The 20,450-nt window shown below is 41.9% G+C and carries 20 protein-coding genes; 7 read left to right on the plus strand and 13 right to left on the minus strand.

Annotated features, from left to right (window positions below; translation table 11 throughout):
- The 4 genes from Q0Q74_RS04350 to Q0Q74_RS04365 form a co-directional block, all read right to left on the minus strand.
- The coding region (locus tag Q0Q74_RS04350; RefSeq protein ID WP_294428895.1) for a hypothetical protein at nt 1–201 on the minus strand (201 nt) is incomplete at its 3' end.
- A 7-nt stretch (nt 202–208) separates the two neighbouring features.
- On the minus strand, nt 209–670 hold the full coding sequence (locus Q0Q74_RS04355) for a hypothetical protein (protein ID WP_294428897.1): 462 nt from the start codon (nt 668–670) through the stop codon (nt 209–211).
- 65 nt (nt 671–735) lie between these two features.
- Entirely contained in the window at nt 736–1,521 is a 786-nt protein-coding gene (locus Q0Q74_RS04360) for a hypothetical protein (protein WP_294428899.1), read from the minus strand.
- A complete protein-coding gene (locus Q0Q74_RS04365) occupies nt 1,514–2,443 on the minus strand; it encodes a flagellar motor switch protein FliM (protein ID WP_294428900.1) in 930 nt (309 codons plus the stop codon). Before Q0Q74_RS04365 ends, Q0Q74_RS04360 begins: the two co-directional genes overlap by 8 nt.
- A 159-nt stretch (nt 2,444–2,602) precedes the next feature.
- Here Q0Q74_RS04365 and Q0Q74_RS04370 point away from each other — a divergent pair, with 159 nt between their 5' ends.
- From Q0Q74_RS04370 to Q0Q74_RS04380, 3 genes are read left to right on the plus strand one after another with little or no spacing between them, the layout of a single operon-like run.
- Nucleotides 2,603–3,649 (plus strand): ATP-binding protein, encoded by a 1,047-nt coding sequence (locus Q0Q74_RS04370; RefSeq protein ID WP_294428902.1) that lies wholly within the window; start codon nt 2,603–2,605, stop codon nt 3,647–3,649.
- Nucleotides 3,618–4,295 (plus strand): response regulator transcription factor, encoded by a 678-nt coding sequence (locus Q0Q74_RS04375; RefSeq protein WP_294428904.1) that lies wholly within the window; start codon nt 3,618–3,620, stop codon nt 4,293–4,295. Before Q0Q74_RS04370 ends, Q0Q74_RS04375 begins: the two co-directional genes overlap by 32 nt.
- On the plus strand, nt 4,295–4,933 hold the full coding sequence (locus Q0Q74_RS04380) for a hypothetical protein (protein ID WP_294428905.1): 639 nt from the start codon (nt 4,295–4,297) through the stop codon (nt 4,931–4,933). The genes Q0Q74_RS04375 and Q0Q74_RS04380 overlap by 1 nt, the downstream gene beginning before the upstream one ends.
- On the opposite strand, the gene cbiB is transcribed toward Q0Q74_RS04380, so the two are convergent.
- The 7 genes from cbiB to Q0Q74_RS04415 form a co-directional block, all read right to left on the minus strand.
- A complete protein-coding gene (gene cbiB / locus Q0Q74_RS04385; RefSeq protein WP_294428907.1) occupies nt 4,890–5,873 on the minus strand; it encodes an adenosylcobinamide-phosphate synthase CbiB in 984 nt (327 codons plus the stop codon). The two genes, Q0Q74_RS04380 and cbiB, sit on opposite strands and share 44 nt — an antisense overlap.
- The gene (locus tag Q0Q74_RS04390; protein ID WP_294428909.1) at nt 5,874–6,911 is read right to left on the minus strand and encodes a bifunctional adenosylcobinamide kinase/adenosylcobinamide-phosphate guanylyltransferase; all 1,038 of its coding nucleotides are present in this window, start codon (nt 6,909–6,911) and stop codon (nt 5,874–5,876) included.
- On the minus strand, nt 6,908–8,029 hold the full coding sequence (gene cobT / locus Q0Q74_RS04395) for a nicotinate-nucleotide--dimethylbenzimidazole phosphoribosyltransferase (RefSeq protein WP_294428911.1): 1,122 nt from the start codon (nt 8,027–8,029) through the stop codon (nt 6,908–6,910). Before cobT ends, Q0Q74_RS04390 begins: the two co-directional genes overlap by 4 nt.
- Entirely contained in the window at nt 8,029–9,426 is a 1,398-nt protein-coding gene (locus tag Q0Q74_RS04400; RefSeq protein ID WP_294428913.1) for an aminotransferase class I/II-fold pyridoxal phosphate-dependent enzyme, read from the minus strand. The genes cobT and Q0Q74_RS04400 overlap by 1 nt, the downstream gene beginning before the upstream one ends.
- A gap of 6 nt (nt 9,427–9,432) precedes the next feature.
- The gene (locus Q0Q74_RS04405) at nt 9,433–10,086 is read right to left on the minus strand and encodes a methionine ABC transporter permease (protein WP_294428915.1); all 654 of its coding nucleotides are present in this window, start codon (nt 10,084–10,086) and stop codon (nt 9,433–9,435) included.
- A 21-nt stretch (nt 10,087–10,107) separates the two neighbouring features.
- Nucleotides 10,108–11,133, minus strand: coding sequence for a methionine ABC transporter ATP-binding protein (locus tag Q0Q74_RS04410; RefSeq protein WP_294428916.1), 1,026 nt, complete (start codon nt 11,131–11,133; stop codon nt 10,108–10,110).
- Nucleotides 11,134–11,194: 61 nt separating this feature from the next.
- On the minus strand, nt 11,195–12,397 hold the full coding sequence (locus Q0Q74_RS04415) for a glycoside hydrolase family 5 protein (RefSeq protein WP_294428918.1): 1,203 nt from the start codon (nt 12,395–12,397) through the stop codon (nt 11,195–11,197).
- Between the two features lie 280 nt (nt 12,398–12,677).
- Here Q0Q74_RS04415 and Q0Q74_RS04420 point away from each other — a divergent pair, with 280 nt between their 5' ends.
- From Q0Q74_RS04420 to Q0Q74_RS04435, 4 genes are all read left to right on the plus strand, one after another.
- Entirely contained in the window at nt 12,678–16,019 is a 3,342-nt protein-coding gene (locus Q0Q74_RS04420) for a hypothetical protein (RefSeq protein WP_294428920.1), read from the plus strand.
- Nucleotides 16,020–16,174: 155 nt separating this feature from the next.
- On the plus strand, nt 16,175–17,206 hold the full coding sequence (locus Q0Q74_RS04425; RefSeq protein WP_294428921.1) for a uracil phosphoribosyltransferase: 1,032 nt from the start codon (nt 16,175–16,177) through the stop codon (nt 17,204–17,206).
- 9 nt (nt 17,207–17,215) lie between these two features.
- Nucleotides 17,216–17,698 carry a YkgJ family cysteine cluster protein gene (locus Q0Q74_RS04430; RefSeq protein WP_294428923.1) on the plus strand — a complete coding sequence of 161 codons (483 nt, stop codon included), beginning with the start codon at nt 17,216–17,218 and terminating at the stop codon, nt 17,696–17,698.
- Between the two features lie 84 nt (nt 17,699–17,782).
- A complete protein-coding gene (locus Q0Q74_RS04435; RefSeq protein WP_294428924.1) occupies nt 17,783–18,556 on the plus strand; it encodes an SDR family oxidoreductase in 774 nt (257 codons plus the stop codon).
- Between the two features lie 88 nt (nt 18,557–18,644).
- Here Q0Q74_RS04435 and Q0Q74_RS04440 read toward each other — a convergent pair whose 3' ends face one another.
- Together Q0Q74_RS04440 and cobM are read right to left on the minus strand one after the other, a co-directional pair.
- Entirely contained in the window at nt 18,645–19,424 is a 780-nt protein-coding gene (locus tag Q0Q74_RS04440; protein ID WP_294428925.1) for a MetQ/NlpA family ABC transporter substrate-binding protein, read from the minus strand.
- 64 nt (nt 19,425–19,488) lie between these two features.
- The gene (gene cobM, locus Q0Q74_RS04445) at nt 19,489–20,253 is read right to left on the minus strand and encodes a precorrin-4 C(11)-methyltransferase (protein ID WP_294428927.1); all 765 of its coding nucleotides are present in this window, start codon (nt 20,251–20,253) and stop codon (nt 19,489–19,491) included.
- Nucleotides 20,254–20,450 lie beyond the last annotated feature (197 nt).

The raw sequence follows: 20,450 nt of genomic DNA on the forward strand, positions 1-20,450 counted from the left end.
ATCTATAATTTTATCCGCATAGTTCAACATCATTTTTTTAAGACGATTTTTTATTTTCTGTCGAAATTCCTTTTTGTCTGATTCCTCTGTAATTTGTTCCCATGTTTTATTATGCTGTGTTGCCGCCGCCCACGACAGCATAAAAAATTCATCTGCGAGAAATCTGTTCTTTTCATTTTGAAGCAATATATTTTCGTTCATTTTTCCCTTACTTCTTTCCAAACATTCCACCGAAAGCCATACCAAAAGCGTTTTTAAGTTCTTTTTTCACATCGTTCATCGGCTTTGCAAGTTCATCTTTCATTTGCTGCCCCGCTTCTGAGAATTGTTTTTTTGTTTCTTCTTTCATTTCTACAAACGGCTTTTTCATCACCTCTTTCATTTCCTCAATCGGTCGTGCCGCCTCATCTTTCAGTTTTTCTAATTCGGTAAGCTCGCCTCTTGCCTTCCGCTCTTCAAAGTCGGCTTTCTTTTCGGCTTTTGCTTCAGCTGCGGCAAGTTTGCACGCTTTTGAGCAGTAGTTTTTCTTTACGGTATGAATCGCTGTTCCTACAAGCCCGCCTGTCGCACCAAAAATGCCTTCTCCGTCACAGTTTTTATATAGCTTTCCGCACCAATCGCAACGAACTTCGCCGGTCAACGCCGTTTTTGCATGATTTAAAAATCCCATTTTAATCCTCCAAATTTTTATTATTCATACACGCATTTTATCCCACATTCCCAAATTCCCTTTGGTCATTCTTCCCAAGTTTCCTTTATTTTTTCTTTCACAAAGTGCGGAATGCCGCACTCTTTATCTACGGAAATTGAAAAGAGCAGCATTTCAGTTTCGTAGATTTTCTTAAATCCGAGTTTTTTTGTCAGGTCTTTTATCAGATAGCAGAAATTTGAATATGTTGTAAATGTGTATTCAATTTCTCTTTCAAAAACTAAATTCGCGACCGTTTCAAGATTGTATTTTGGCATTGTTTGGTTTCTGCCAGAAAGCGGTCTAAAAAGATGAATTTTATCATAGTCCAGCTGTGCAAAGAAAAGCACCCAGTTAAGGGCAAAAATATTCCGTGAATCACATATGACATACTCATCAGGGCTAAGGAAAGACAGAACCTTTGAACGCGATGAAATTGAACCTGAAAGTCTTAAATCATCAATCTTGTCTTTACCGCTCTGGTTTTTATCGTAGAAGTTTTTAATGTCATTAATGATTTTGCCGAAATCTTTAAGTGAATGTATTCCGCCCCAATCATTAATAATCCAGTCGGCGAGCTTCTTATTCTGAGCATTGTCTCCGCCTTTTTCTGCACTGAAATACCTTTGAAGGATTTCCTTTAGCTGCAAGTTCTTTTCGTAGGAACTGTCCTGTTTTTCAATAAGCGCAAAATCTTCTTCGGAAAGAATGTCTTTTAAGCCATCAGTTTTGAATTCCCAGTCGAACTGATTTTTGCGATTTTCCTGATTTTTGAACCCATACAGAATATCCACGGTTTCATTTTCTATTGTGTTTTTTTCTGCTTTAGTCATTTTTTTTCTCCTCTGTTATTCCAAACATTTTTTCACATTCACGACGACCTTTTTCAAGTGCATCTTCCACAATTTCTTCCGGTGATTTTTCCACTACCTCGGAAATTTTCAAGCCAAAATTTTCGTCTATACTTATTACTTCTGCGTAGGCGGCAATTTTTCCGTCTTTTATAATTGGAAGCTGGCTTGTAACCATGGTGTTGAGCGGAATAATATCGTCCTTTTTGAACTTTGCTTCATCGTTCCAGTTGAATCCGCCTAGAACCGCAACTGCATTACACTCACCTTTCCATTCCACAATCTTTTGTTCCGGACAAAGAAAATCCGCGATTTTTACGACTTCATCTCTATCAAGGAAAATCGAGATTTCTACTTCGTCTTCCGTTTTTCTATTCAAATTGTCATCCAAGTAATAATTCAAAATATTCAGGCCCATCTGACACGAATCAACAAAAAGGCTTTGTGCTGTTTCTTTCGCGTTGTGAGTTTTATCATCTGGAATCTGGTAAAAATGAGAAAAATCAAGAGGATAATACGGCAATGTTTCTGTTGCAATTTCAAATTCCTCTTTGAACCGTTGAAGAACCTGCTTAAGCACATTGACCGGTGGATTATCCTTTGTGTATCGGGACTTCTTGGAAAGAGAAGCCATACAGATTTTTCCGTTGAGACGGAATTTGAAAAGAAAAGCGTTTTCTGTGCAAGATTTGATGTATTCATCAATGTTCAGTAATTCAAGTGAATATGCCGAGCCTGAGTTACAGAACAGTTTTTGAATCACATCTTTCTGACGTTTAGCAAGAAAATCTGGTCGCTTAAAATCATAGGTGCGGATTTTAGGCTCCTGCGGCGAATTTGCATCTTCTGAAAGTGCATTCAACAGAGTACAGATTTCTTTATTTGATAAGATTTCTTTTTGCATATTTGCTCCTCAATGATTTTTCATTGCAGATTGATTGCATGAAAATTATTCTATCTCATGTTCCAAAATTCGCTTTGGTCGTTTTTCCCAAAAAAATCACTAAAATTTTGGGAGTTTTTCCTAAAACAAATTATGCGGCTTGTGATATACTTTTGTGACATGGAATCAAAGTTGCGTGGTCTGTTAAAAAAAATGTTCAAAATTGAACTTATATTCATTTATCTCGCACTCTTCATCTTTTTCTGTACGGTGTATTTTAAGCGCGCGAGTAACGCAAAAATCCAGCAGCTTGATTCCGATATGCTTTTGCTTCAGCTTGAACAAAATGAGACTTTCAGCGAACTAGTTCCGCAAAAACTTAAAACTGATTATGAAGCCTACACTTATTTTGACGAAACGCTTAAAGCCGAGCTTACCGCCATCATCCAGAATCTTCAGACCGGCACTCAGGACACGGACGCAATCATCAATTTTCAGAATCACATTCACGAAACCCAGACTCGCCTGAATTTCGGTTTTGACTCGCTTTTGTACAGCTCGCTCTTTCTTATCGCAATCGCTGCCTTTATCATTTTGGAAAAATTTTTTAAGAATTCGATGCAACTGGAGCAGCTTAAAACCATGCAGACCGAGCAGACGAATTTCAGCCGCGACCTTCATGACGGAGTTGCACAAAATTTGGCTGCACTTAAAGTGTATCTTGAAAAAGAAGACATCAACAAATCAAAGTTCTACGCAAAGCAGGCACTCAACGAAATCCGCTATATGATTGGCGCTGGCAGCATTGATTTTTCTGATGATTTGGAAAAAACTGTCCGCGAAATCTGCCAGGCATTTGAAGTGAATTTTTCGATAAAAACTGCCGTTTATGTTGCAAGTCAGAAAATCCTTGAACTTGATAAAAACACAAAATCGCACCTTGTCCGTATTTTGCAAGAATCGTTGAGCAATATTTCCCGCCATTCAAACGCAACGCAGGTCGAAATTAAAATCATAGACGCGATGGACGAATTCCGCTTTATAATTAGCGACAACGGAAAAGGCTTTGAGCAGTCGGAAGTTGACGAAAAGAACAAAAAAGATGCTGTAAAACATTACGGTGTTCACAATATTAAAAAACGAGCCGAACTTATCGGTGGCACTGTAGATTTTATAAATGACGGAGGGCTTAACATTGCAATCACCATTAAAAATACTGTTCGTTGATGATCATCGTGGACTGCGCGACGGAATGATTTTTATGCTTCAGAGTAAAAATCCTGCACTTTCAATTTCTGGCGCAAATGACATTGACGAAGCAATATCGAAACTCAATGCAGACAGCGAAATTCGCATCGTGATTCTTGATTTAACCCTTGACGGAGAAAATTCGCTTGATTCGATTCCGAAAATAAAAGAGTCTGCCCCGAACGCGTCAATTCTCGTCTATACGATGCACAATGATGAAGTTCATGTGGAAAAGGCTCTTCTTTCTGGGATTCAAGGCTTTGTCACCAAGGAAGCCTCGATTGAAGAACTGGAAAAAGCAATTGTTGCCATAAGCGATGGAAACACATATTTTAACAGTGTCGCAAGCAAAGTTCTGCAAACACTCCTGCCACAAAACAGGGGAAAGCACTATGTTTACGATGAAAAATCTTATCTTTTCGACAATTACAAAAGTCTTTCCAAAAAAGAACACGAAGTTTTTAATTATCTGATCGACGGTAAAAGTATTTCCGATATTGCGAAAATACTGAAAAAGGCGGAAAAAACGATTTTGAATCAACGTGCATCAATTTATAGCAAGCTCGACATCCACGACCGTTACGAATTGATGGAAACAGCGAAAATTTTAGGGTTGGTATTTTAATGAAACGATATTACTTCATCACCATCTTCACTGTTGCAAGCATTGCTATAAACTATTTCTGTTCTTACCTTGCTGGTCTCATTGCATTTCCCCTGTATCTTGATTCTATTATGACTATCGCTGTATCAGCATTGTGCGGACTTGTGCCGGGAATTTTGTGTGCCGTGGCAAGCAATTTTCTTCTATATATATTTGCAAATACCGGGATTCTTTTTACATTGTGCCATATTTCAACAGCTGTGGTCGCGAGCCTTATATTCCGTGTAGAACACAAAAAATGCGTTCAAAATGCTTCCCCATTGCACGAGAATTCAGGCAATGCAAAACCAACGGATTTTTCCTATTCAACCGAAAGTTTTATGTGGATTGGCTTTATCGCCGCTATCACAAATTCTGTCCTAGGCGACACAATTTCATATTTCTTCTATTCCGCAAACACCACGATTCCGCAGGTAGACAACGCTGTGCAGGGCATCTATGTTGTGACCAAAAATCTATCGTTCGCGGCGTACTTCGGTGGCACGGTTACAAATCTGATTGATAAAGTGTTCAGCGCGACAGTCAGCTTGTTTGTGTATCGGGCGGGAAAACGATTTATAAACACATCCCCAGAGCAAGCACTGTTGCAGCGTACATAAGGACATTTGCACAAAAGATATCTTCATACTCAATTTCGCGCGTCTTGTCTCCGATAAAATCTTTCTTTTCGACGACTCCATCATAAACCGTGTCACCGGCAAGCTGAATGCCTAAAGCTCCGGCACACACGCTCTCACTTTGAGCAGAATTCGGGCTTGCGTGCTTGTAACGGTCCCGGAGAAAAATCTTTATTGAATTTATGGGATGAAATCTGGGTTTAACTGGAAAAATTGCAAGAATAAAGGTCGAGAAAATCATCAGAAGCGCACAGAGCCTTGCTGGAATCAGATTTGCAAAATCATCTAGTTTGGCGGCAAAAAATCCAAAATTCCTGTACCGCTCATTCTTATAGGCTATCATTGAATCCATTGTATTTATGGCTTTGTAGAGCATTCCACCACTGGCTCCAAAAAGTGCCATAAAAAACAACGGGGCAATTACTCCATCACTCGTGTTTTCGGCAACTGTTTCAACGGCGGCTTTTGCAATTCCTGTCTCATCAAGAACATCCGTGTCACGCCCTACAATCATGGAAACGGCAAATCTTGCACCTTCGACATTGCCTTTTTTCAGCTGATGATAGACTTTCATGCTTTCACTAAAAAGACTGCGGGCCGCTAAACACTGATAGCACATTACGGTTTCCACAGCAAGAAATAAAATCGGATTAACAAGCCTGCATACAAACAAAATCGCATACGGAATCAAAAAGCCTGTCGAAGTCAAAAGAAAAACAAGGAAGAATCCCTTTATACGCTGAATCCTGGCCGAATCAGAAGACTTATTAAGGCGTTTTTCTAGAAAGGAAATAAAGCTTCCCATAAGACGCACCGGATGAGGAAAGCAATGCGGATCTCCAAGCAGACAATCAAGCAAAAAACCCGCGAGAATCGAGAACGCTTTATGATGAGAAAGAATAAACTCTAGCTGCTGATTCACTTAACCCCTCCGGCTCATTTTTTGGGGAAGACCGCAGAAAATCCGTGTAACTTCGGCATTTTCTGCAATTTTCTGTAGCGAAAGGCCTGTCTCTTCGCGCAATTTTCGCTGGAACGCATCAATCGGAACGACTCCACAGAAAATATCATCACAGATTATGATTTTATCGTCAGAAAAATGCGTTTGTGGCCGCAAATTGTTCTTCAGACAGTATGCGACATAGTTTTCGTAATGCGAAATGCACCGCTTTGAAAAATCAGGGGGAAAATCAGGATTACAGACAGAAATTTCGCTGTCAGAAAGAGCGAATTCTTTTTTTGCCCATGAAGCTTTTCCCTGATATGCACCGCCGATTACAAGCTGAAGTTTCGCCAGACTATGGGCCATTTCGTCTGATTCATGCAATTTTTTCTCAGTTTCCATTTTTTCGACCTTATTTTCGCCCGCCTGCGATTTTTTGTTTTCGATTTTCAGTTTTGCCGACATCTCAATCAGCTTATCACACCGTTCTGCGACGAATCTTTCTGTTTTTGCAAGAATTCTTCTATATAATTCCGTCGTTTTATCGTAGATTCTACCGTCATTGAAAATCGTATCGCTCACAAAGATTACGGATGCGGCCTGATTCATCAGAATTTCAAGCTCATTCTGAATTTTCTGAATGATTTCAGGCTCTTCTGCTTCAAGATTTTCAAATGGATTTTCTGCTGATTTAAGGCATGCATCGTCTTTTTCAAACATTTCATTGGCAACCAGTGCCGTAAGGCTGTCAAAAAGAACGACGCTACCCAACTCCAGATTTTTGGCAACTTCAGAAATGTTTTTACCACATTCGATTGTCTTAAACCCCAGATTTTTTCGGTCATCACGATGCTTTTTGATTCGCTCATCGTCTTCACTGTCGTGCGGAATCATCGTGGCAAAATAAACCAAAGAAGACGGTCTGTTTTCATTTGCGGCGAGAGCTTCTTTTACCGCAAGTTCCTGAGCGTAAGAAGATTTTCCGTTTTTACAGCCACCTGAAATCAGGACTTTCAATTTTTGCCTCTCAATTCATCAAGGTAACTGTCATTGATTTTTGCTTTTTCAAAAGTGGCCATTTCATTCATCAGAACACAGGCCGAATCGATTATCTCAAATGCAAGAGGACAGCCGCTTCCTTCACCAAGACGCATTCCTAGATTCAAATATGGAACTAACGAAAGTTCATTCATGGCGATTTTGTAGCCTTTTTCTTCAGAAAGATGTGACGGGAAAAAATAATCACCAGCAAGTAGACAGAATCTTTTGGCACAAAGGGCCGCAACAATCGAAATATAGCCGTCTATAACTACCGGGAGTTTGTTTTTTGCCGCTCCAAGAAACACGCCGCACATCGCAGCCAAATCAAAACCGCCCACGCACGAAAGCACATCAAGCACATTTTCCCTTTCAGGGTGACTTTTGGCGATTGCTTCTTTTATGACAGTTTTTTTATGTTCGAGCATTTTATCGGTTATGCAGCCGCCACGCCCGGTGATTTCATCCGCATCAACTCCAGTCAAAACCGAAAGAACAGCCGTCGATGTCGTCGTGTTTCCGATTCCCATTTCGCCAACGCCGAGAATCGAAACACCGTCCGTTTTTGCCTGCTCAGCAAGCTCAATTCCAATTCTGACTGCCCTCGCCGCTTCTTCAAGGCTCATCGCCCGCCCATGAAGAATTGAATCCGTGCCTTTCCGTATTTTTCTGTTTAAAATCGCATCGCAATCATATTCACACTTGATTCCAACATCAACAACCTGAACCTCATTTCCGAAATGCTTTGCCAGTGACGACATTCCAGTGAGATATTTGGTCATGTTTACCGCCTGACTTGCAGTTACGCTTTGCGGAGCAGAAGAAACACCTTCATCAGCAACTCCGTTATCCGCGCACAGAACAACAATACGCTTTTTTGGAAGAAAATTGTGCAGATTCCCGGTAATCCCCGAAAGTCTCTGGCCGATTTTAAGCAGCTCACCCATACTTTCGGGCGGCATTGCAAGCAAAGCCTGATATTGTTTTGCTTCATCGATTGCATTTTGATTCAGAGGGATGATTTGTGCAATTGTTTCCTGGATTTTTTCAACATCAGCTTCAAACATCAAAGTAATTGTATCACAAAATGTCGGCATTACAAAAGGGAAAAACTCTTTCCAAGGGAATCAGCCAGTGCTTCAATCAATTTTTCATTTTCTTCATGATTTTTGATTGCCGTACGGAAAAAATCCCCGGTCAACCCCACGAAATTTCCGCAATTTCTAAGAAGAATCCCCTGCTCAATCAATTTTTTATTAAAAGATTCCGTGAAATCCTTAGAATCCGCTTTGAACAAAATGAAATTCGCCTCGCTGGGATAGACCGTAAAACCTAAAGTCTTGAGTTTTTTATTCAGATAATCGCGCTCCCTGGAAATCAAACTGCAGGTTTCATGCAGATAGGCGTTTTCATTCAGGGCGGCAAGACCGGAAAGCTGTGCCAGAGATGATACATTCCATTCAGGCCGCAAAAAATTCACTTTTGCAAGCAGACCTTGATTTGATGAAAAGGCATAGCCAAGCCGAATTCCTGCCATACTATATACTTTTGTAAACGCATTAAGAACGATTAAATGCGGATTTTCACTGACGAACTGAACATCCGAAAGATTTTCCTTTTCCGTAAAGCCGATGAAACATTCATCCACAAAAAGAAAAATACACCTCTCCTCGCAAAACGAAACAAGTTTCTTCAAAAGCTCAAAATCCGGCATTTTCCCGGTCGGATTATTCGGTGAACAGAGAAAAACCATGTCAGCGGCAGCATTCTCAATAGAAGAGAAAATTGTGCTGTCGAGCGTAAAATCATTTTCCTCTTTCAAAAGATGATAGTGAATCTTTGAGTAACAAATTTTCAACGCCCGCTCGTAGCCGGAAAAGGTTGGAGCGACAACAAGGGCATTTTTGGGGGAAACGGCCTGAACAATCAGCGAAATAAGCTCGCTTGCCCCATTGCCAATAATTATGTTTTCAGGGGAAATTTGTTCATTATGAACAAAAAGATTGTCATTTTCGATTTTTTCGGCAATTTTCTTTCTTAAAGCCGTGCAATTCTGGTCAGGATAGCGTTCAAGCTGCTCAATCGAGTTTTGAACCGCATTTTTAACACCATCAGGAAGCCCAAGCGGATTTGTATTAACCGAAAAATCATAGCAGACTTCTTCTGCCGGCTTCTCGTGCATCAATGAAGAAACAAACTCCCCACCGTGATGATATTCCTGAAAAACTTCGTCCGTTAAACTTTTTCCTTTTAAAAGCGACATGATTCTGTCGTAGTTTTCGGGCTTATGAGGGAAATTGCAGTCTGTACAGCGCTTTACGATTCTGCCGTCATCTTTTTTGATGTAAGTCGGATTTCCTGGGCAGGGAATTCTTGAATAAAGCGGACAGTAACAGAAAAGACAGTTGAAGCTTTCCCTGTCGTTGGATGAGCCTTTATGACAGGGAAAATAAGAGCAATCGGGATTGCTGAAAAAACGTGAGGAATTTTCCATCTGCGCCTAGCGTTTTGCCATCATCCTGTTTGTGATTTTGGTTCCGGCAAACTGAATCAGGGCAACCATGATGATGATAACAATGACTGCCGCAATCATGATTCCTGTACGGAAACGCTGGTAGCCGTAACGAATGGCCAAATCGCCCAGTCCGCCGCCGCCCAAAGTACCGGCCATCGCAGAATAGCTCACAAGATTTATGATTGTAAGAGTGATTCCCGAAACAACAGAAGGAAGCGCTTCCGGGATAAGAACCTTGTATACAATCTGTGCATTTGTGGAGCCCATAGCGCGAGCTGCCTGCACGACACCCGGATCAACTTCATTCAGTGCGGTTTCCGTGATTCTTGCAACAAAAGGAGCTGCCGCAATCGAAAGCGGAATTATTGTTGCCGCCGTGCCAATCGCGGTTCCCAAAATCAATCGTGTCAAAGGAAGAAGTACAATCATCAGAATAACGAACGGAAATGAACGAAGCACATCGATAATTCGGCTCAAAATCTGATTGAAAACTGCTTTTGGCGTGATTCCGTATTTGTTCGTGATATTAAGCAAAACTCCAAGCGGAAAGCCAATCAAAATCGCAAAAAGCGTGGAAAAAAAGACCATCACGAGAGTTTCAAGCGTAGATGTTCCGACTAAAATTAAAATCTGTTCCATAAAATCTCCTGACTAAAACCGCTATTTTTTCTGTACCCGGACATTATTCTGCAAAAGCCATTGCACTACCCGTTCAATTTCTTCGTCCGTACCAAGTATGTCCGTTTCCATGTAGCCCACATCTTCATCCGGCAAGTGAGAAATGCCCGCAGCGAGGATATTGAAACTAACATCAAATTCCTTTGCCATTTTGCTCAAAATCGGCTCGCCTGTAGCACCGCCAACAAAATGAAGAAGATAAGAACCTGATTTTTCTGTCCACTTTACGATGTCACCATCACGCGAAGACGACTGTGCGGCAATATTTTTGATGAAATCGCGTGTCGTTTCAGTCTGCGGATTTGAGAAAATATCTTTGACCTTTCCGCACTCAACAACACGGCCGCTTTCGATAACAGCAACGCTTTCACAGGCATCACGCACTACTTCCATCTGATGAGTAATCATAACGACTGTGAGGTTCATTTTTTTCTGAATTTCTTTAATAAGAGCGAGGATTTGACGGGTTGTGTTCGGATCAAGGGCACTCGTAGCCTCATCACAAAAAAGAATGCTCGGTTCGGTTGCAAGAGCACGGGCAATGGCAACACGCTGTTTCTGACCGCCGCTCAAAGTACTGATTGGCGCATTTTCCCTGTCAGAAAGTCCGACAAGCGCAAGCATTTCCTTTACCTTTGCTTTGATTTTATCTTTGGGAACACCAGCGATTTCAAGCGGATAAGCAACATTCTTACCTGCCGTTCTTGATGAAAAAAGATTGAAATTCTGAAAAATCATGCCGATTTTTCGACGCTGTGCAATCAGCTCATTTTTTGAAAGATTATCGACCCGCTTGTCACCATAGTAAACGGCACCTTCATCCGGTGTTTCAAGAAGGCTCACAAGCCGAACAAGCGAAGATTTTCCCGCACCGCTCTTTCCGATTATTCCGTAGATTGAATTCTCAGGGATTTCAAGCGAAACTCCATTGACAGCAGTAACGGAAGTCCGCTCTTTTTTTGAGACAGAAATGTATGTTTTTTTGAGATTTTCAAGTTTTATCTGCATGAACTAATAATGATGATAATAGAAGATTTTTGCAAGACTCTTTTTCTCTCTATTTTTCTCACTATTTTGCTTCGGATTTCTCTACGATTGTGTCAATGATTTCCGGGAAATACCAGTTTAAATTCTTTCTATTAAAGAAGCCGAATTTCTCTTCAAAAGTGTTGTCTGCTTTCGGGTCGCCGTTATCCCAGAGGCAGGTAACCATTCCGTATTTGTGTGATTCGCCAACGAAATAAGAGAACCATTTTACGCGCTCATCGAGATTGTTTTTGTTTGTAGCACCATATTCACCGATGATGACAGGAATGCCTTTTGAAACAAAATGCTCGTTAAGCCATGTGAAATTGTATTCAAGCTCTGCGGCATGTTTTTCTTCAAAGACAGTTGCCCCCGGATTTTCCATTGCAAAGGTGTATGGAGTGTACAAATGAACAGAAACCATAAGTTTTCCCTCTGCAGAATCATTCGGGAGTTTCCATGATTCATCTGCCTGATAGCTGTTGATTGAAGCTGCAAGGCCGGTAACCATTATGAATCGGTTTGCATTGTTTTTGCCGGATGCACGGATTGTATTGACTGCAAGCTGATTAAGTTTGTTGAGATTTGTGGCACCATCCTTACAGACAGTACAGCCCTGATTGTACCACCATTCATGCGAGTGACCGCGAAGACGAGGTTCATTAAGAACTTCAAAAATCAGATGCTCGTCATAGCCCTTATTGAAAGCGAGTGCAATCTGTGCCCAGACATTCTTAACGAAAAGCATCGACTCATTGTAATTGAGGGAACTTGGGTAATATCCCTTGCAATGAGGAATAAGGTTTTCACGCTCATAGTTATCGTGATGGTCATTGAGGATTACATAAAGACCGTCCTCAATCGCCCAGTCAACAATCTGCTTTACCCTCTTCATCCATGCAGAATCAATCGTATAATTTGAATCGACAAAGTGATTTGCCCAGCTGCACGGAATTCGGATTGTCTTAAATCCTGCGGCAGCGATTGCATCAATCATCTCTTTTGTAGTATGAGGCTGCCCCCAGCTCAATTCAGAATCAAGGCCGGCACAACCATTCGCATCAAGTGTATTTCCAAGGTTCCAGCCGCACTTCATCCTGTCAGCAAGTTCCTGTGCCGTACACTCATTGAACTGAACGGATTTCTTGTCTTTTACCGCTTTTTTTGCCGAAAAGAGATATTTTTCACCAGCAAAAGCACAGCTCAAATATATAGAAAAAAACAACACAGCAAGACATTTTTTCATAAAAAACTCCTTTAAAAACTCCGCGTTAGCGGCATTGCACGGAAGCAACGACTTCGCTTTTCTTCCTTTACTTTATATAAGCATTTTCCCCACAGACATAGCAAAAAAATCTGAAAAATATTCATTTTTTGTGATTATGTAAGAACAGAGCCTCGCGCCCCAAACAGCGTTTTTTCATCAATCATAAAAGACAAAACTTTGATATATATAAAAGTTTTTTGATATTTTTTTTACAGGTTTCATGCAAATAATTCATTAGTAATCAGGATGGAGGAAGAATATGAAAAAAAGTGTTAATGGCGAGCAGGTGTTTCTTGATGGCGAACCATTTTACAAAATCGAAAATTTTGACCTGATGGATGATTTCTTTATGACAATCACCAGTTCCAGCGATGTATGGAATTTCTGCTGGGCACAGGGTGGAATCAGTGCCGGACGCAAGAATTCTGACTTCCCGATTTTCCCCTATTATACATGCGACAAAATTCAGGACATGAAAGGCTCAACCGGCTCTCTCACAATCCTTAAAATCAAAAGCGAAGGAAAAAAAGGCATTATCTGGCAGCCTTTCGCAAATCTCTTCTATACCGGCGCCGACCGTTTTAATGAAGAAATCGGAATTCAGCGGAATCTCTACAAAAGCCTCAACGGTGACAAAATCTGGTTCGAGGAAACAAATTTGCTGGCGGGAATTTCGTTCCGCTACGGCTGGACATCAAGCTCAAAATTCGGCCTCGTAAAGCTCTGCAGGGTCGAAAACCTCACCGAACGAAAAATCTCCGTCAGCATTCTTGATGGAGCCAGAAACATCATGCCTTCATCATGCGACGCAAGCATCCAGAACAGCAAGAGCGTTCTTCTTGACGCATACAAAAAGAGCGAAGTCGAGCCTGTTTCAAATATCGCACTCTTCACACTTTCTTCTATTGTAACTGACCGCGCTGAACCAAGCGAATCCCTCAAAACAAATGTCTGCTGGTTCACCACAAAAGATCCGGTTGTTCTTTCAGAAAATGCGATTGAATTGTTCCTCTCAGGAAAAGCAGAACTTCTTCAGGCACAGAAAAAAGAACTCAATGGCAGCCGCGGGCAGTGTTTTATTATCCACGACAGCGAGCTTGTTGGAAAAAGCGCTGAATGTTGGGAACAGGTTTTTGATGTAGATTACGATGCCTCAAAACTCGTTGAACTGGCATCTCAGATTACAGACCGTGAAACTGCATGGAAACTTCTTGCTGACGACATCAAGCAGACGGCGCTCGCGCTGGAAGACAAAATCGCACAGGCAGACGGAATTCAGGCGACAGGAAGCAAAATTACTGATTTGCATCACCGAACAAATGTAATGTTCAACATCATGCGTGGCGGCATTTTCGCAAACGAAGGAAAAATCAGACTTTCAGACTTCATCGAATTCGCCGAAACCCGCAATAAAAAGACGGGCAGCGAAATCAAAAATCTCATCGCAAATTCAAATCTCGCCGCAAAAACAGAAATATCACGCGACGAGCTTCAAAACCTCATTTTCGCACAGAATAATCCTCAGCACAAAAGGCTTTTCCTTGAATATCTGCCGCTCACATTCTCACGAAGACACGGCGACCCAAGCAGACCATGGAACCGATTCAACATTGACCTCATCGCAAAAGACGGCTCTGAAAAAATCAACTACGAAGGCAACTGGCGCGACATTTTCCAGAACTGGGAAGCACTTTTGTGGTCTTATCCAGAATACGCAATCAACGCATGTTCAATCTTTGTAAACAACATGACGGTCGAAGGCTATAATCCTTACCGAATCTGCCGCGAAGGTCTTGACTGGGAAGTTCCTGAAGAAGGAAATCCATGGGCGCAGTACGGATATTGGGGCGACCATCAGGTCATCTATTTGCAGAAATTCCTTGAATTCCTTTGGAAATTTGATAAAAATCAGCTGCTCTCTTTAATGAACGAAAAATTGTTCTCAACGGCAAATCTTCCTTACAGAATCAAATCTTATGATGAAATCGTCAAAGACCCGCGTAATTCAATCTCTTTTGAACACGAAATGGACAAGGCACTGCGTCAAAAGGAAAAAGATTTCGGAACGGACGCACGAAGCATCATCGATGAAGGCGCAAATTTGCAGCTCACAACGCTTTCAACAAAGCTAATGCAGCTCGTTCTCGCAAAAATCCTGAATCATATACCGGATGCGGGAATTTGGATGAATACACAGCGCCCTGAATGGAACGACGCAAACAATGCACTGGCCGGATGGGGTACTTCTGTCGTTACAATGTGCTACCTTGAAAGAATGTTGTCGTTCTTCATTGAAATGGCTGAAAACTGCGAAGATTACTTCCTCATCAATAAGACAGTCGCTGAAACGCTCGAAAAAGCATCTGAAATCTATAAAACTGTCGCTCATGTTTCTTCAGGAAAAACAACCGCAGAAGAGAGAAAATCATTCACTGACAAGCTCGGCCTTTTGTTCGAAACCGAACGAGACGAGCTCTACAAAAACGGATTTGCAGATGAATACGCTCAGATTCCGGCTAAAAAACTCGCACAGATTCTCAAAACTTTCAGGGATTCAATCGAAAAATCGATTCTCTCAAACAAGCGGGAAGACGGCCTTTTCCATTCATACAATTCAGTTGCGTTCTCAGATTCAAAAATCGAAATCGTAAACCTGAAACTTATGCTTGAAGGACAGGTCGCCGTTCTAAGCGGAAATATCCTCGGCAAAAACGAAAAAAAGCAGCTGCTTGAAGCAATGCGCTCAAGTGATTTGTTTGAAGAAAATCAGTATTCGTATATGCTTTACCCGAATTCCGTGCTTCCGAATTTTATGGAAAAAAACTGCATAAAAGAAGCAGATTTGGGCGGACTTACGGATTTTGTCAAAAAGAGCGGAAACAAGGTGCTCAAAAAAGATTTGAATGGCATCTATCATTTCAATGCTGATTTGCGAAATGCCGACTGCCTTAATCAGGTTCTTTCAAATCTTTCAGAAAGTGAAAAAGCAAGCGACGAAGAGAAAAATCTTCTCCACGCGCTTTACGAAAAGACTTTCCATCACCAGACTTTCACCGGCCGCTCAGGAACCTTCTATGCTTACGAAGGATTGGGAAGCATCTACTGGCATCAGGTTTCAAAACTGCTGCTTGCGGTTCAGGAAAACATTTCTGGTGCAAAAGATCCGCTTCTTGCCTTCTACAAGGATATTAAAAAAGGCCTCGGAAGCAGCAAAACTCCGGTTGAATACGGTGCATTCCCATACGACCCGTATTCGCACACACCGTTCAAAAAAGGCGCAAGACAACCGGGCATGACAGGTCAGGTCAAAGAAGAAATCCTTGGCCGCTGGAAAGAGCTTGGCCTCGACATTGACGACGGAAAAGCCGTTTTCAATCCGACCTATCTTGAGAAAAAAGATTACACTGACAATTATGACCTGCAATTCACCTGGTGCGGCACAAAAATTGTCTACAGCCAGCAGCTTCGTGAAGCAATCAGAGTAACCTTCAAAGACGGAAAAACGCTTTCTTTTGACACAAATACTCTTCCAAAAGAAGAAAGCTCGCTTCTCTTCTCTAGAAGCGGTGAAATCAAAGAAATTCGCGTGAAAACAGTTTAGGCTAAATGTCGAGTTTTGATGCACTGACAACCACAAAACTCGACATTTTTCTGTTCCATACACATAAGAAAAATCTTTTGATTTATGCTCATGTTTTCATTGAGAATTTTTCTATATAACATTAAAATAAACGATTGAAAAATATAGGAGAAAATATGAGCAACAAAATTGTCCTCAAGGCAGAGGATTTGGACGGCTATCTTACAAGTCAGGATATGGCTGATTTGGCACGGCTTGACGAAATGTTCAAGGAAACCATGAAATCTTTCGACCCAGTTGATAAAGACAAAATCATCGAGGGTTACGATAAAATGGGCCACGAAATGCACGCAATCTGCCGCAATCATCCGCAGATTAAAGTTTATTCCTTCGAAACAGATGTTCAGGCACAGGCAGAAGCAAGCCGCGTTATTTCCAAACTTCGCGATGCACGGACAGACCATCAGGAATTCATGTACTACAGCCAGCGGGCTTATGAAATGCTTTTCCGCATGGCTTACACAAGTCAAAAAACCGACCAGAAAGGTCACATCATCGTAAAAACACCGGTTACATATCCTGTTCAGAACTACGCTGTCCATAAAATTCCTTCAATCGACCACAAAATTCATAACACAGTCATGTGCGTCATGCTCCGTGGAGCACTTTTGCCAAGCATGATTGTTTCAAAAGAAATTGAAGAATACTCTTCCGACTCATATCTTACCCCATTCGCATTGTTCAAAATCAGCCGAAACGACAGCAAAAACGAGAACAACATGGAATATGTCCTTGACCTCGACAAATCGTTCTTCAAGCTCGATCAGCTCGACGGAAAAGATTTGATTTTTGCAGACCCAATGAACGCAACCGGCGGTTCCCTTGTAACCGTTGTAAAATACCTTCAGAGTCAGGGAGTAAAGCCAAAGTCAATAGCTTTCTTCAACACAATCTCCACCCTCAAAGGCTCAATCCGCGTAACCCGCGCCCTTGCAAACTGTACCTGCTACACGCTCTGGATGGACCCGGTAATGAACGAAAAAGCATACATCATGCCAGGTCTCGGTGATGCCGGCGACCGTCTCAATGGCTGCGACACAAAAGAATGTCCTCGAAACATCATCCAGCTGCTCGCAGACTATGGCCACAACATTTCAAGCCTTTACAGAAGCCAGATGTTCGAAATCGAACGCACAGTATTAGGATAAAAACAAGCCATGTCCGAACCATTCTACAAAAACGGTCTTCATTTTGGCTGCCAGCGATGCTCGTTCTGTTGCGGGCATTCGCCTGGATTCGTCTATCTTTCTTTGCGCGATTTAACCACGCTCCGCACATTTCTCAAAATGACAGTCACAGAGTTCGTTTCAAAATACTGCCGATGGGCGGATTATTATGAAGGCGAACAGGTTCTTGCCCTTCTCGAAAAAAAGAACTACGACTGCATTCTCTGGGAAAACGGCTGTTCCTGCTACGAAGCGCGTCCTGTCCAGTGCTCAACCTACCCGTTCTGGTCATGGATGATTAAAGACAAGGCAACATGGGATGAATGTGCCGCCGATTGTCCGGGTATGCGCAATCAGCAAGGCAAACTCTGGACATTTGAAGAAATCGAAGCAAACAAAAACGCCTACGATTCAAACAAGCCGCTCACTCGTGCCGAAGTTGAAAAAATGATGGCCGGCGAAAACTCAAATTAGCAATAACTAACAATTTGCAATTAGTTCAATTCTGCTATATAATGGATTTGGTTTAAATACCAAGTAATAGGAGGATTTTTTTATATGACAAATTATTTCGACTTGACAGGACAAGTCGCTATCGTCACAGGCTGTTCAACAGGTCTTGGTGTTCAAATGGCAAAGGCTCTTGCAAATCAGGGAGCAAAAATCGTTGCAATCGCACGCCGAAAAGAAATGATTGATGCAGTTGCAAAAGAAATTGCCGACACTTACAAAGTCGAAACACTTGCTGTTCAGTGTGATATCACTGATACAGAAAAGGTAAATGCCGCAGTTGATCAGGTTATGGCTAAATTCGGTCGAATCGATATTCTTATCAACAATGCAGGAACTGGTGCTGTTGCACCTGCAGAAGACATCACCGACGATCAGTTCAACGGTGAATTAAATGTCGATTTGGGCGGAACATTCAAAATGGCTCGTGCCGTTGCCAAAAAAGCAATGATTCCAGCAAAATACGGCCGAATCATCAATATCGCTTCAATGTACGGCATGGTCGGAAACAAAGTAGCACCATGCTCACCATATCACGCAGCAAAAGGCGGTGTAGTAAACCTTACAAGAGGCCTTGCTTCTGAATGGGGCAAATACAACATCAATGTAAACGCTGTCTGCCCAGGCTATTTCTACAGCCCGCTCACAAAAGAAACACTGGATTCAGATTTCTTCCAGCAGAACGCTCAGACAATGATTCCGCTTTCACGCTACGGCAACGAAGGAGAGCTTGACACCACGGCAATCTTCCTTTCAAGCCCGGCATCAAGCTATGTCACCGGCGTAATCCTGCCAGTTGACGGCGGATACACCTGTATGTAAAAAGAAAGGCTGTCCAATCGGGCAGCCTTTCTTTTTAATGAAACTTCAGCCTCAATTCAAAAGACTGAAGTTTTCAAGATTTCATCAATTAGTAAACTACAACAACTTCACCGTTTGGATAACGCTCAGCAATGTAGTTCTTTACTTTTTCGCTCTTTACAGCTTCAACCAAAGCCTTGATTTCTTCTTTGTTTTCGTTACCAGCTTTTACAGCGATAACATTGACATATGGTGAAGAAGAACCCTCAACGAAAAGTCCGTCTTTTTTAGCGCTCAAACCAGCAGGAATAGCATAGTTACCGTTGATTACAGCTGCATCAACATCATCCAAAACTCGTGGCAAAGAAGCAGCCTCAATTTCCTTGAACTTGAGCTTTTTCGGATTTTTTGCGATGTCAAACGGAGTTGCTTCGATTCCGGCATCTTTTTTAAGGGTGATAAGACCTGCTTCCTGAAGCAAGAGCAATGCACGACCTTCATTAGTCGGGTCATTCGGGATTGCAATTGTAGCCTTTTTCTTCAAATCAGCAAGCTTTTTGATTTTGTTTGAGTAAAGTGCAACCGGCTCAACATGGATACCAGCCGCATTTACAAGATGATATCCCTTCTCTTTGTTGAAAGACTCAAGATAAGGAATGTGCTGGAAATAGTTTGCATCAATGTCACCGGCTTCAACGGCATCATTCGGTGTAACATAATCTGTGAATTCAACAACCTGAAGGTCGATTCCCTTTGCGGCCAAATCTTCTTTTACAAGATTGAGGATTTCGGCGTGAGGCTCTGGAGTTGCCCCTACTTTGAGAGTTGTCTGTGCATAGACAGATGCTGCTGCCAAAACAGCTGATACAAGTGCAATAATCTTTTTCATAATTCTGCTCCTATTTTTGATATATTACCTAGCAACTAGGTATGTTTTTATTTATACAGAGATTTTAAGATAATGTCAATCCCTTTCTGAATTCTGTCGTAAAATTCGGATCATAAAGCTTTGACCTTTCATAATCAGAATGAGAAACGACATTTCCAACGATTATGAGAGCCGTTTTTGAGATTCCCGCCGCACAGGCACTTTCAGCAAGATTTTTTACGGTGCAAACCACGCGCTTTTCGTCAGCCCATGTCGCCTTATAAACGATTGCAACAGGCGTTTCAGGCGCAATTCCCGCCGCCAGAAGCTCTTCTTGAACCTTTTCGCACATCCCCGAACTCAAAAAGAGCACCAAAGTGGCATTATGACTTGCAAGAGAACGAAGCGTTTCCTTTTCAGGAACAGGAGTCCGCCCCTGCAAGCGTGAAATAATGACGGACTGCGAAACCTCAGGAAGCGTATATTCAAGATTCAAACTGGCCGCCGCCCCACAAAAAGAGCTAACGCCGGGCACGCTTTCATATTTTATTCCAAGCCGGTCAAGTTCATCCATTTGTTCCCGAATCGCGCCATACAAACACGGGTCACCAGTATGCAACCGAACGGTCATTTTTGCAGATTTTTCAGCCTCCTGCATCACAGAAAGCACCTGCTCAAGCGTCATTTCAGCACTATTATAAATTTCTGTACCTTCAGAGCAATTTTCAAGCAATTCCGGGTTTACAAGCGAGCCTGCATAAATCACAACATCGGCCTTTTCGAGCAATTTTTGCCCCCGAATCGTAATCAAATCCGCCGCCCCAGGCCCTGCACCAACAAAATAAACCATACCTCATTTTACTCCGGGAATTTAGATGAATCAAGGCAGGCAATTGCCTGATTCAGAGGGATAAACAGGATTTTTTTTGCGCAACATTCCTTGTCCAAGACAAGTATGTCGAGTCTTCGCTTTTTAGAGTACCCCCCACATGGATGTGGGTAGGAGACGGATAATTTGCAAGAATTTTGCAAAGCAAAATTCTTGTT

Origin of the sequence: uncultured Treponema sp., from assembly GCF_946187725.1 — a bacterium.
Classification (GTDB): Bacteria; Spirochaetota; Spirochaetia; order Treponematales; family Treponemataceae; genus Treponema_D.